The sequence below is a fragment of the Candidatus Sericytochromatia bacterium genome (assembly GCA_035285325.1).
GTDB lineage: Bacteria > Cyanobacteriota > Sericytochromatia > S15B-MN24 > JAQBPE01 > JAYKJB01.
Map to the genome: position 1 here is coordinate 16,613 of JAYKJB010000085.1, position 12,100 is coordinate 28,712.

Annotated in this window: 11 protein-coding genes; 3 read left to right on the forward strand and 8 right to left on the reverse strand. The window is 67.3% G+C overall.

All coding sequences use genetic code 11. The annotated features are described in order from the left end of the window. Both odhB and lpdA read left to right on the forward strand, forming a co-directional pair. Positions 1-1,191, forward strand: a complete 1,191-nt coding sequence (odhB, locus tag VKP62_11215) for a 2-oxoglutarate dehydrogenase complex dihydrolipoyllysine-residue succinyltransferase (GenBank protein ID MEB3197762.1) — start codon at positions 1-3, stop codon at positions 1,189-1,191. Between the two features lie 5 nt (positions 1,192-1,196). Beyond that, positions 1,197-2,609: a dihydrolipoyl dehydrogenase gene (gene lpdA / locus VKP62_11220; GenBank protein MEB3197763.1), complete on the forward strand. Its 1,413-nt coding sequence runs from the start codon at positions 1,197-1,199 to the stop codon at positions 2,607-2,609. 57 nt (positions 2,610-2,666) lie between these two features. Here lpdA and VKP62_11225 read toward each other — a convergent pair whose 3' ends face one another. The 4 genes from VKP62_11225 to VKP62_11240 all read right to left on the reverse strand — a co-directional run bounded on the left by VKP62_11225 (position 2,667) and on the right by VKP62_11240 (position 7,272). Next, positions 2,667-4,334, reverse strand: a complete 1,668-nt coding sequence (locus tag VKP62_11225; protein ID MEB3197764.1) for an AMP-binding protein — start codon at positions 4,332-4,334, stop codon at positions 2,667-2,669. 197 nt (positions 4,335-4,531) lie between these two features. After that, positions 4,532-4,819, reverse strand: coding sequence for a hypothetical protein (locus tag VKP62_11230; protein ID MEB3197765.1), 288 nt, complete (start codon positions 4,817-4,819; stop codon positions 4,532-4,534). A gap of 240 nt (positions 4,820-5,059) precedes the next feature. After that, entirely contained in the window at positions 5,060-6,520 is a 1,461-nt protein-coding gene (locus VKP62_11235) for an oligosaccharide flippase family protein (GenBank protein MEB3197766.1), read from the reverse strand. 209 nt (positions 6,521-6,729) lie between these two features. Next, complete coding sequence (locus tag VKP62_11240; protein MEB3197767.1) at positions 6,730-7,272, reverse strand: hypothetical protein; 543 nt, start codon at positions 7,270-7,272, stop codon at positions 6,730-6,732. Positions 7,273-7,427: 155 nt separating this feature from the next. On the opposite strand from VKP62_11240, the gene VKP62_11245 reads away from it, so the two are divergent. Next, positions 7,428-7,871 (forward strand): hotdog fold thioesterase, encoded by a 444-nt coding sequence (locus tag VKP62_11245; GenBank protein ID MEB3197768.1) that lies wholly within the window; start codon positions 7,428-7,430, stop codon positions 7,869-7,871. A gap of 69 nt (positions 7,872-7,940) precedes the next feature. Here the strand turns inward: VKP62_11245 and VKP62_11250 are convergent, their stop codons facing one another. The 4 genes from VKP62_11250 to VKP62_11265 are packed head-to-tail and all read right to left on the reverse strand — an operon-like array spanning position 7,941 to position 12,092. Next, a complete protein-coding gene (locus VKP62_11250) occupies positions 7,941-8,615 on the reverse strand; it encodes a hypothetical protein (GenBank protein MEB3197769.1) in 675 nt (224 codons plus the stop codon). After that, complete coding sequence (locus VKP62_11255; GenBank protein ID MEB3197770.1) at positions 8,612-10,015, reverse strand: class I adenylate-forming enzyme family protein; 1,404 nt, start codon at positions 10,013-10,015, stop codon at positions 8,612-8,614. The genes VKP62_11250 and VKP62_11255 overlap by 4 nt, the downstream gene beginning before the upstream one ends. A gap of 56 nt (positions 10,016-10,071) precedes the next feature. Continuing rightward, positions 10,072-11,202, reverse strand: a complete 1,131-nt coding sequence (locus VKP62_11260; protein MEB3197771.1) for an enolase C-terminal domain-like protein — start codon at positions 11,200-11,202, stop codon at positions 10,072-10,074. Further along, the gene (locus VKP62_11265) at positions 11,193-12,092 is read right to left on the reverse strand and encodes a 1,4-dihydroxy-2-naphthoate polyprenyltransferase (GenBank protein MEB3197772.1); all 900 of its coding nucleotides are present in this window, start codon (positions 12,090-12,092) and stop codon (positions 11,193-11,195) included. The genes VKP62_11260 and VKP62_11265 overlap by 10 nt, the downstream gene beginning before the upstream one ends. Between the last annotated feature and the right edge of the window lie 8 nt (positions 12,093-12,100).

Below are 12,100 nucleotides of genomic sequence, written 5' to 3' on the forward strand. Positions count from 1 at the left end.
ATGGCCATCGAAGTCAAAGTTCCTCCCTTCTCCGAATCGATCAGCGAAGGCACCCTGGTTTCCATCAAGAAAAAGGTGGGCGACCGCGTGGAACGCGATGAACTGCTCGCCGAGATCGAGACCGACAAGGTCGTGCTGGAGGTGACCGCCCAGCAGGCTGGAGCCGTCACGGCCGTGCTCAAGGCCGAGGGGGACGTGGTCAAGAGCGGCGAGGTCATCCTGTCGCTGGACCCCGCCGCGGCCAGCGCGCCCGCGCCAGTTCCAGCGGCGGCAACGGCGGCCGCGGAGGCGCCGACTCCCGCCGTAGCAACGGCCGCCGCACCGACCGCCCCAGCGGCCGCGCCAGCCACCGCCGCCGCCCACGGACCTGCCGTGCGCAAACTGGCGGCCGAGTCGGGCGTCGACCTGAACGGGGTGGCCGCCTCTGGCAAGGCGGGACGTGTGACCAAGGGCGACCTGCTGGCTCATCTGGCGACGGGTGGCAAGGTGAGCCGACCGGAGCAGCGCGTCCCCATGACCCGCATCCGGCAGCGCATTGCGGATCGGCTCAAGGAAGTTCAGAACACGGCGGCGGTGCTGACCACGTTCAATGAAGTCAACATGCAGCCCGTGATGGACCTTCGCAAGAAGTATCAGGATGCCTTCACCAAGAAACACGGGGTGAAGCTGGGCTTCATGAGCTTCTTCGTCAAAGCGGTGACCGAGGCCCTCAAGGCCCATCCCGTGATCAATGCCTCGGTGGAAGGCAAGGACATCATCTACCACGGTTACTTCGACATCGGAATCGCCGTGGCCACCGACCGTGGCCTGGTCGTGCCGATCCTGCGGGATACCGAGCGGATGAGCCTGGCGGACATCGAGAAGCAGATTGCAGAGTTCGGCACGCGTGCCCGCGCCAACAAATTGAGTCTGGATGACCTGCAAGGCGGAACCTTCAGCATCACCAATGGCGGCATCTTTGGGTCGATGCTGAGCACTCCCATCCTGAATGCGCCGCAGAGCGCCATTCTCGGAATGCATAACATCGTTGAACGGCCCGTGGCGGAAAATGGCCAGGTGGTGATTCGCCCGGTGATGTACCTGGCCCTCTCCTACGACCACCGCATCATCGACGGTTCGGACGCCGTCCAGTTCCTGGTCAAGGTGCGTGATGCCCTGCAGGACCCGGCCCGCATGCTGCTCGAGGTGTAGAGACGATGGATCGCTTTGATGTCCTGGTGATTGGCGGTGGCCCCGGCGGTTATGTGGCGGCCATCCGGGCGGCGCAGCTCGGCCTCAAGACGGCCTGTGTGGATGCCTGGACCCGCAAAGGGGGCGGAAGCCTCGGTGGCACCTGCCTGAATGTGGGCTGCATCCCCTCCAAGGCGCTGCTGGATAGTTCCGAACGCTTCGAACAGTTGCAGCACGAAGCGATCCACCACGGGATCGAGGTGCAGGGCAGCGTGACGCTGAACGTCGAAAAAATGCTCGCCCGCAAGGAGGCCGTGGTCGATAAGCTGACGGGCGGCATCGAATTCTTGTTCAAGAAGAACAAGGTCACGCGGATTCACGGCAAGGGACGCTTCGTGCGCCGAGAAGCCGATGCCTGGCTGATCGATGCGGGTGGCACCGAAGTGCTGGCGACCCACGTGATCGTGGCGACCGGCTCCGTGCCCCGCACCCTGCCGATCGCACCGTTCGACGGCGACAAGGTCGTCGACAACGAGGGGGCGCTTTCGTTCGCGAGCGTGCCCGCCCGGCTCGGCGTGATCGGAGCGGGCGTGATCGGGCTGGAACTGGGCAGCGTCTGGCGTCGCCTGGGCTCTCACGTGACGATTCTGGAGGCCGCACCCGCCTTCCTGGCGGCGGCGGATCAGGCGATCGCCAAGGAGGCTCAGCGTGAATTCATCAAGCAAGGTCTGAATCTGACCCTCGGTGTGCAGATTGCCGAGGTCGATGCCAGCGGTTCCGGCGTGATTGTGCGCTACGTGGACGCCGGCACGCCCAAAACCTTGGAGGTCGATCGCCTGATCGTCTCGATCGGGCGGGTGCCTTACACGTCCGGCCTCGGGGCGGAGGCCGTCGGCCTGGCCCTTGATGACCGGGGCTTCGTCCGGACGGACGCGCACCTGCGCACCAACCTGCCCAACGTGTGGGCGGTCGGGGATGTGGTGGGCGGCGCCATGCTGGCGCACAAGGCCGAAGACGAAGGCGTGGCCGTGGCCGAAACGATTGCCGGCCAGGCGGGCCACGTCAATTACGATGCGATGCCCTGGGTCATCTACACCAGCCCCGAGATCGCCTGGGTCGGCCGCACCGAGCAGGACCTCACGGCAGCGGGAATTCCGATTCGCACCGGGCGTTTCCCCTTTGCGGCCAACGGCCGAGCGCTGGGCCACGGGGATCCGCGCGGCTTCGTGAAGGTGATTGCCCACGCGGAAAGCGACGAGATCTTGGGCGTTCACATGATCGGCGCCAATGTCTCCGAACTGCTGGCCGAGGCCGTCGCGCTGATGGAATTCCGCGCCTCGGCGGAGGATCTGGCGCGCACCACCCATGGCCATCCGACCCTCTCGGAGGTGGTCAAGGAAGCGGCCCTCGCCGCCTTGGGGCGCGCCCTGCACGCCTGATTGGGCAGAGCCCCGACCCTGCCCTCCCGGTGAGGCTGCAAGCAGGGCCGGGGGGCCTCACCCCTTGGCCGGTTCCCGCAGTTCGCGGCGGAGGATCTTGCCTACGTTGGTCTTGGGCAGGCTGTCGCGGAATTCCACGGTGCGCGGCACCTTGTAGCCGGTCAAGCCGTCACGACAGTGGGCGATCACGTCTTCCGCCGTCAATGAGCCATCGCGTTTGACCACGAAGGCCTTGACGGCTTCTCCACTGGCCTCGTGGGGCACGCCGATCACGGCCACCTCGAGCACCTTGGGGTGGCTGGCGATCACGTCCTCCACCTCGTTGGGATACACGTTGAAGCCGGAGACAAGAATCATGTCCTTCTTGCGGTCCACGATCCGAAAGAAGCCGTCCGGTTGCATCACGGCCACGTCACCGGTGTGCAGCCAGCCATCCCGGATCACCTTGGCGGTCTCGTCCGGGCGGTTGTGATACCCCTGCATCACCTGCGGACCGCGCACGCACAACTCACCCGATTCCCCTTCTGCCACCTCGTTTCCATCATCATCGACCAGTTTGATCTCGGTGTTCGGAACCGGTTGCCCGATCGTGCCGATCTGCTCGCCGCCCCCGACCGGATTGCAGGTGACCACCGGCGAGGACTCGGTCAGGCCGTATCCTTCGACGATCGGACAACCAGTCATCGACTTCCAGCGCTCCGCCACACTGCGCTGAACCGCCATCGCGCCCCCGACGGCAAACTTCAAGTGCCGGAAGGTGGCCGCGTCGAAATCGGCGTGGTTCATGATGCCGTTGAACAGGGTGTTGACGCCCGTCATCACCGTGAAGGGGTAGCGCTTCATCTCGGCCAGAAAACCCGCCATATCGCGGGGATTGGGAATCAAGATGTTGTGCCCGCCGAAGGTGGAGAAGGCCAGGCAATTCACCGTGAGAGAGAAGATGTGGTAGAGCGGCAGCGGGGTGACCACCACCTCTCGGCCGGGGTCCAGCCGCGGCGACATCCACGCAGCAATCTGGGCCACGTTGGCCAGAATGTTGCCGTGGGTCAGCACAGCGCCCTTGCTCACGCCGGTCGTCCCGCCGGTGTATTGCAAGAAGGCGATGTCCTCGCGCCCCAGCCTGCTCTCCGGCAGCGGACGCCCTGCTCCTCGCGAGAGGGCCTCCTTGAACGAGATCGCCCGCGGCAACGTGTAAGCGGGGACCAGCTTCTTGACGTGCCGGACCACGAAATTGACGATCGGCCCTTTGGGGAATCCCAGCAAGTCGCCCATTTCCGTCACGATCACGTGCTGAAGGCCTGTCTCGGGCAAGACTTCCTGCACATTCTGGCAAAAGTTCGCCATGACCACGAGCGCCTTGGCGCCACTGTCGTTGAACTGATGGGCCATCTCCCGCACGGTATAGAGGGGGTTGGTATTGACCACCACCAACCCTGCCCGCAGGGCCCCATAAAGCGCCACCGGATACTGCAGCGTGTTGGGCATCTGCAAGGCGATGCGGTCACCAGGCTGCAGGCCCAATTCCCCCCGCAGAAAGGCGGCAAACTGGCGAGCGAGGCGATCCACCTCACCGAAGGTCAAGGTTTTGCCCATGCAGGTGTAGGCCGGCTGGTCCCGGTAGTCCCGAGCGCTGGCATCCAGCAAGTCAAGAATGGAGTGGTGGAGCGCGGGGTCAATCGAGGGAGAGACACCAGCCGGATAGTGAGAAAGCCAGACGGGATGCATGAGAGACCTCGAACGGACGGGACAAAGCCATGCGGCGGCCCGAGCGTGGGCCGCCCCTAGCATACCCCGCCAGGCTGCTCCAATCCCGGCCCCAAGCTGCGATTCCCCGGCGGGCGCCGACCGCTCTCGCCCGCTGCCTCAGCCGCCCCTCATCGTGTCGAGCCACCGGGGGAGATTTTTCCGTCAGAGGAGCGGGTTCAGCGGTGGGGCACCAGTTCGCCCGAAAGGTAATGGCCCCCCAGCGGCAAGTCGATGCTGTTGGCCAGATGAAACACCGCCGTCCGGCCGTCCGGCCAGGCAATCTGACACACCTGGGGTGCCTCGACCCCCCGCTCGGCCTGAAGCCCCAAGGATGTCAACGAGATATCTTCGGCGCATTCACACGACGAACGAAAAATCTCGCGCGAGATTTCCTCCAGCACGTCAACCAGCAGAGAATCTCCATCACCGAAGATCAGGTGAACGCGTTTGGGTTGTGGCAGCATCGTCATTCCTCAAAACCTCGTCTGGCAGGGATGGGCGGACCGCAAGGACCTCAGGACTCACGGAAGTGAAGGGCATCGCGGACAGACTGTCCATTCATTGTTTCCTCAGACATACTACCGCAAATCACGTGGGTTAAACACGGCCCCAGACAACCATCCGTTAAAAATATCGGTATCCACCCCCATGTTTTTGACTAAAAAAAAAAAAACAACCAGGAGCACCGATAAGATGCCGAGCTTTTAAATCTCAAGCCTCGAATGGCGTCGGTGGAAGGTGCTTCCCACCCCCAAGCGGCAGAGGTGGGCCCCCACCCCTCCCAGGACGAACAGCCCCAGCGTGGCCAGCGCGCTCGGCTCCCCTGCCCCCATCGAGAAGAGGCCGAGCGTCAGCAGGAAGGCCAGAGCCGCACTCACCTGCAGCGGGGCGTACAGGGCGCTCGAAAAGGATTGAAACGGCAACTTCAAGGCGCGGTTGGCCGCCAACTGCTGCATCGGGGCGCCGAGCAAGGTCGAGACCAGCAAGCCGATGGCCAGGCCCGACCACCCCCAGTGCTGACCGATCCACAGACAGGCCAGTAACAGACCAGCGCTCAGGATGTTCAGGCGGAGTTCCAGCTGTGGCGCTCCGACGGTCTGAAAGACGAGTCCCACGGAGCAGACCAGCCCCTTGAACGCGCCGACCACACACAGCAGCTGGGTCAGCCAGACCGCCTCTCGCCAGGCCTCTCCCAGCAAGGCGGGCAATAGCGCGGGGGCCAGCAGCAGCAGGCTGGTCTGCCACGGCCAGGTGATCCACGCGAGGCCGCGGATCAGGCGAACATACTGTTGGCGCAGCCGCGCCTGTTCTTCCCGGGCCGCGGCAAAGCGGGGCGTGGCCACGCGCAAGAGCACCTGCGCCAGGCGCGAGGTCGGGAGCAACACCAGCTTCGTGGCCATCCCGTAGAGGCCCAGGGCCGCGGGCCCCAGACAACATCCGATCACGATGGTATCCAGCTGAACCACCAACCAGCCCAGGCAGCGAGACGCACAGACCGGCCCCCCGAACTGCCAGAGTTCCTGCCAATGACACCGACTCAAGCCCTGAAAGGAAAAACGACCCTGCAGGCCCCAGGCCCCCAGCGACACCATCGCCGCACTGACCATGGGGCCGACCAGCGCCGCCCAGATGCCGCCGCCGGACATCAGGGTGGCCAGGCTGGCTGCTCCCCCCAAGACGGCGCCGAGCGACTCCAGCACGGCCACGGCCTTGAAGCGAGACGCACGCTCCAGCATGGCCCGCGGCACCGTTCCCAGGGCCGAGAGCGGCAAGGCCGCGGCCAGAATGGGCAGCAAGTGAGCCAGCAAGGGCGTGGCGAAGACGGCCGCCAACAGGGGGGCCAGCATCCCCAGAACAAGCCAGAGCAGCAAGCTCACGATCAGGCTGCCCAGCAGGCTGGCCGCCAGATGACCTGACTCGACTGCTCGCCGGTGCATCAGCGCCTGCCCCAGGCCCAGTTCCTGCAGCACCAGCGGGCCGCTCAGGCAAAACAGCGCCAGTGCAGCACTGCCGTAATGTTCCGGGCCGAGCTGACGGGCGACGCACACCAGCACGCCCCATTGCACGAGATAGGACAAGCCCTGTGCCAGGGCCAGCCATGAGACGCCCCTCAGCGCAACGGAGACATGAAGCTGGCGAGCGGGCGCCAGATTGGCCTGCGACAATTCGTTACCCTCAACCGGCAAGCACGAGTGTGCGCGTCAGGCGGGGGAAACAACAGGGCGCCCTGGCCAACCCGAGTTGGTCACAAGGGCGAGGGGCAGGTCCCTTTCTCTGTCAGCACAGCCAACGCGCCAGCCGCCTCTGGCTCATCACAGCCAGCAGGCCGGCGGCCTCTTGCGCGGGGGGATCGCGCCGTCAAGCACCGTGCGGCTCAGGGCACGCGACGATAGGCCAGACGGTAACTCAGCGGCACAGGCAAGCGGGTGCTGCTGACGGAGACGTGCAGATCCATGGTCCGACCATCGGCGCGCAAACTGTACAGATTGATGCGCTTGCCTTCATGGTTACCGATGCTTTCTTCCAGACGCCCCTGGCCCTGCCAGCGCAGCGTGACGTCATAAATCTGACCATCTTCCCGTTTCCACTTCGTGGAGGCCCCCGAAGTCGGGGCTGTCAGGGGTTGGCGATCGTCCTTCTTCACCAGGGTGTCCGCCCCCTGCTGCGTGATCGCCACCGTGCGATAGGGGTGATTGGTGTCCTTCAAGCGACCGTGGGCAAACCCGCGCAGAATGTAGTTGATCTTCTCGGCGGCCCGCTGGATCGCCTGGTCGACGTCGTCACTTTGCGCCGGGTCATAGATCCACTGGCCCATCAGGCCTGCGGGTGCGGAGCGAGCCGGCGCCGCCATCGCCGTGAGGCTCGGCGAAAGCGCCAGAACCGTCATCCCAACCGTCAAGAGCCATTTCGCCATCACGCGCTTGCTTCTCCTCACACCCGACGCCCGTTCCGGGCGAGGGCCACTCTCGCGTTGCCCGTCGTTGGCGCCAGCTGGCACGGGCGACGGGAAACGCTGGACGAAACCCTGATCGCCCCCTATCATACCCAGGCCACGGGAACCCGGAGACAGCCATGTCGTCAGACCCCACCCTTGCCTCGGATGCGACCGCGCTGGCCGCGATGCAACAAGCCTCGCAGGGTACCCTGACAGACGTGCTCGGCATCGAATTGCTTGCGGTGGGGCGAGACTTGGTTCGAGCTCGCATGCCCGTCACGCGCGCCGTTCACCAACCTTTCGGCCTGCTACACGGCGGTGCTTCGGTGGTGCTGGCTGAAACGGTGGCCAGCATCGGGGCCTGGATGAATGTCGACCAGCAACGGGAAATCGCGGTGGGGTTGGAAATCAACGCCAACCATCTGCGGGCGGTGCGCGATGGCAGCGTCTCGGCAGAGGCCCGCCCGATCCACCGTGGGCGCACCACCCAGGTCTGGGAGGTCCACATCCGCGACGCGAAGGACCGACTGGTCTGCATTTCACGCTGCACGCTGGCCGTCAGCCCCAAACCCGCGGACTGACCCCCTCCGCCGCGGCCGGGCGTTCGGCTCGCGCCGGGCCCCTCCTCCGCGCCGCCTCGCCCCTCCCGTTCAGGGCCCGGCTCTCTTGCGTCCGGGGCCCGTCTCGCCGTCAGGCACAGACCGGCTGAGCAGGAACTCCCGCAATGCGAGCAGGGTCTTGCCCACATCCTTGATCACGCTGGGCGAGGTCCCCTCTCGCAAGAGAATCAAGGCCCCCAGATCCAGGAAGCGATTGAACAACTCCTTGCCCAGCACGCCCGTATGAATCAAGCCATCCAGCTGGGCGATCGCCACCGCCTCCGCCGCCAGCGGTTCCGCCTTGCTGGCCAGGCCTTCCCGCACCACGCGCAGGGCCTCGATCATGACCCCCAGTTGATAGGCTTCGCGTTCCCGCAAGACCTTCAAGATCGGGCGTCCAATGTTGGCCTCGGCCGTGTAGAAGTCCTTGCGCTCCCCCGGCGCTGAATGACGATGGACCACCGCCCAATGCTGCAATTCCGCCAGCGACATGGAGACCAGGCCCGCCGAAATGCCCAGCGCGGCCTGGATGTCCTTGGTCGTCACGGGTTCACCGCGCAGGTACATGTACATCCAGATCATGCCGTGTACCCGCTTGAAGCCCCACAGCTCGACCACCTGGCCGACGGCTTCGCAGGCCCGGTAGAGCTCTGGCGACAACGGCTCAGCGTGTTCCAGCTTGGTGCCTCCTCGGGCGATGGGGGGAGCCCACGTCGTCTGTTTCATACCCGAACCTCCTCGGCCCACGCACGTACCGCCACCCGGTCCAGCTTGCCATTCGCCAGGCGTGGCAACGCGGGGAGGGTCAGCAGCCGTCGAGGGTGCTTGAAGCGCGCCAGATACGGTTCCAGTCCCGTTCTCAAACTCTCCAGGCTCGGCGCCGGAAGATGGTCTCGCGGGACCACCACCGCCACCACGCATTGCCCCCAACGCGGGTCGGGAAGACCGAGCACGAGCGACTCAGCGACTTCCGGCAAGCGCGCCAGCGCCGCCTCGACTTCAGCCGGATAGACATTCTCGCCCCCGCTGACGATCAGATCCTGCCGACGCGCCAGCACGTGAACCGCGCCAGCGGCGTCCAGAAAGCCCACGTCACCGGTCCGCAGCCAACCATCCTGCAGGGCCTGGGCCGTGGCGGCCGGATCATCCCAGTAGCCCATCATGAGCCCGGGGCCACGCACCCACAGGGTTCCCACCTCGGAAGGAGGGACCAGCCCCCCGTCGTCACGGCGCACCTGGATCGCAACACCGGGCAGGGGAAGGCCCGAACTGCCCGGTTGAGCGGAGGCCGGGCTCAGCGTGACCGTGCCCCCCGCCTCGGTCAGGCCGTAGGTGGCGAAGGCCTGGGGGCAGCGGGCCGCCAGATCGGGGGGCGGGGCCGCGCCTCCCACCATGACGGCCCTGAGGGAGGCCGGCCAGCCCGCCTCGCCCCAGACCGCCAGACAGTCGCCCAGCTGGGTGGGCACCAGCGAGGCATGCGACACCGCCTGCCCATGCCAGCCCGCGACATCGGCCGGTGGGACGCCTCCCAAGGCCAGGGAGGCCCCACTGACCAGCACCCGGCAAAGCGCGCCCAGGCCTCCCACGTGATGCAACGGCAAAGGCAAGCCGTACACGCTCCCGGGGGCCAACTCCAGCTGTGCCGCGGTGGCGATCGCCGTGGCACGCAACCCCGTGATACTCAGCATGGCCAATTTGGGCCGCCCCGTGGAGCCGGAGGTCGCCACCAGGGCCGCCAGTTCCGGCGACCAGGTGCGCGCGGTGGCGCCTACCTGGTTCGTCGGGCGGGACTGCGGAGCCTCCTCCCGCAGGGTCCAATCCAGCACGTTCAGGCCCAGAGCCTGCGCACGCGTCCGATAGGCAGACGGGGCGAGAACGGCGCGCAGCGGCAGATTCGCAACGAGGCTCGCCACCTCGTGGTCGGTCCAGCGTGGGGGCAGCGGCAGCAAGGCCGCCCCACAGGCCCAGATGGCCAGGGCCGCGACCACCCAATCGAGGGCGTTGGGACCCCAGACCGCCACCAGGTCCCCCTCGCTCACGCCCGCCTGGCGCAGACGCGCGGCGCCCGAGTCGACCCGCCGTGAGAACACCGTGGGGTCCAGGCGATCTTCGGCGGCCGATCCCATCACACCCCCCGGTTCCGGGGCATGCGCCAGCAATGTCGCGAGGTGGCCTGTCCGCATCACGTGGCGTGGCCCCCCGTCAGCTGGTCCAACCCTGCCAGCCAATCACGAAGTACCGGGACAGCGGGAGACAAGCCGAGCCCCGGCCCCGCCGGCAACGGCAGGCAGCCATCCTGCGGCGTGAGACCCGCGAGCGCCCCGCCATCCGCATACAGGCCCACCGTCCCCAGGCCGGCACACCCCGTTTCCTGCGCGAACGCCGCCGCCAGGTGCAGCACGCCCGCGCTTCCGAGGCCACGGTCAAGCGAGGAAGAGAGCACCACCCGCAGGCCCGCGGCCCGCGCCCGCTCGATCAAGTCGCGCGCGGCCAGCAAGCCCCCATGCACCATGGGCTTGCAGACCAGCACCGGCACCCCAGCGGCGATCGCCGCGTCGAAAGCCCCCGCGGTCCCGAGCGCTTCATCGGCAGCCAACGGAAAGGGAAGGCGTCGGGAGAGCGCCGCGAGGCCCGCCAGGTCGTGAGCCGGCAAGGGCTGCTCAAAAAATTCGGGAGCCACCTCCGCAAACGGGAGCAGGTCGGGCAGGGCCGCATCGGCGTCCGGCCAGAGCGCGTTGGCATCCAGGCGCAGGGCCACCGCCGCGCCCACCGCTGCGCGCACGGCACGGGCGCGGGCCAGGTCCTGCTCGCCCACCAGCTTCAGCTTGACCGTTCGATGGCCGGCGGCCACCGCCGCCGCCGCGCGCGCGGCCGCCAGTTCCGGCGGCTCGGCACCAATCAGAGCCGCCACCGCCACCTGCCTGGCCGATTCTCCCGGCCCTTCGCGCAGCAAAGTGGCGAGGGGCTGCCCGAAGCGCCGGGCCAGCCAGTCCAGCAAGGCCGCCTCCAGACCCGCCCACACAGCCGCCCCGCCGCTCGCCAGGCCAAGGGCCGTCAGGCAGGCTCGCACGTCGTCCAGCGTCTCAGGGGCTTCAACCCCCGACGGCAGCGCCGCCAGCGCCCGCTCGGCAGCGGCCTCGGTTTCCGTGCCCCAGGCGGGCCAGGGCGTGACCTCGCCGAGGCCGATGCGGCCGCCCCCGCGGCAGGCCACGTACCAGCCCCGCCGACGGGCGATCGCCCCCCTCGCCGTGGGCAAGGGGGCTGCCAGGGCCGCGTCATAGGGCAAAACCGCCCAGCTGAGCCTCACCCCCATGCCAGGCCTCCCGCGAGCAGCAGGCCGCCAACCAGCAGGACCCGCGCGGTGGCGGCCAGGACCCCGTTGAGCGCGCTGCCCCCGGCCTCCGAGAAGACCGTCCTGACAGGGCCCCAGGCCAGGGGCAGCGCCAGGCAGGGCAGCAGGGCCGCCCAGAGCTGCCCCCCGCGCAGCAACACCAGCGGGGCCAGAAAGCCGACCAGCATCAATCCCAGGTACAACAGGCGCGAGAAGCGGGCCCCCAGGCGCACCGCCAGGGTGCGCTTGCCAACCAGGGCGTCGGTCGGGATGTCGCGCAGGTTATTCACCAGCAGGATCGCCGCCACCCAGGCGCCCACGGGCAAAGAGAGCCACCAGGCCAGCGATGGCGGCCAGGCCAGGATGCCCGAGCTCGCCACCTGCTGCACGAAGAAGGTTCCCAGCACGGCCACGGGGCCGAAAAAAAGAAAGGCCGTCACTTCTCCGAGACCGTGGTAAGCCAGGGGATAGGGACCCCCGGTGTAGGCGATCGCCGCCGCCACCGAGAGCAGCCCGATCGCCACCACGGGCCAACCGGCCAGCCAGACCAGCACCAGACCGAACAGCACGGCCACGGCAAACACCAGCGCCGTGGCGCGCACCATCTGAGCCGGGCTCACCAGCCCGGCGGAGGTCACCCGCGTCGGCCCCAGGCGGTCGGGGCCGTCGGCGCCACTTTTCCAGTCGAAATAATCATTGGCGAAGTTACAACCGACCTGCAGGGCCAGCGCGCCCCCGAGGGCCGCCAGGGCCGCGCCGGGGTGCCAGACCCCCCATTTCAGGGCCAGGGCCGAGCCCACGGCCACCGGGACGGCGGCTGCAGGCAGGGTCCGCGGACGGGAGGCCAGAAACCAGGTGTGGAGGGCGGACATGGGCGGCC

Coding starts and splice junctions, on each gene's coding strand:
- odhB (MEB3197762.1), top strand. CDS start 1: ATGGCCATCGAAGTCAAAGTTCCTCCCTTCTCCGAATCGATCAGCGAA.
- lpdA (MEB3197763.1), top strand. CDS start 1,197: ATGGATCGCTTTGATGTCCTGGTGATTGGCGGTGGCCCCGGCGGTTAT.
- VKP62_11225 (MEB3197764.1), bottom strand. CDS start 4,334: ATGCATCCCGTCTGGCTTTCTCACTATCCGGCTGGTGTCTCTCCCTCG.
- VKP62_11230 (MEB3197765.1), bottom strand. CDS start 4,819: ATGCTGCCACAACCCAAACGCGTTCACCTGATCTTCGGTGATGGAGAT.
- VKP62_11245 (MEB3197768.1), top strand. CDS start 7,428: ATGTCGTCAGACCCCACCCTTGCCTCGGATGCGACCGCGCTGGCCGCG.
- VKP62_11250 (MEB3197769.1), bottom strand. CDS start 8,615: ATGAAACAGACGACGTGGGCTCCCCCCATCGCCCGAGGAGGCACCAAG.
- VKP62_11255 (MEB3197770.1), bottom strand. CDS start 10,015: ATGGGATCGGCCGCCGAAGATCGCCTGGACCCCACGGTGTTCTCACGG.
- VKP62_11260 (MEB3197771.1), bottom strand. CDS start 11,202: ATGGGGGTGAGGCTCAGCTGGGCGGTTTTGCCCTATGACGCGGCCCTG.
- VKP62_11265 (MEB3197772.1), bottom strand. CDS start 12,092: ATGTCCGCCCTCCACACCTGGTTTCTGGCCTCCCGTCCGCGGACCCTG.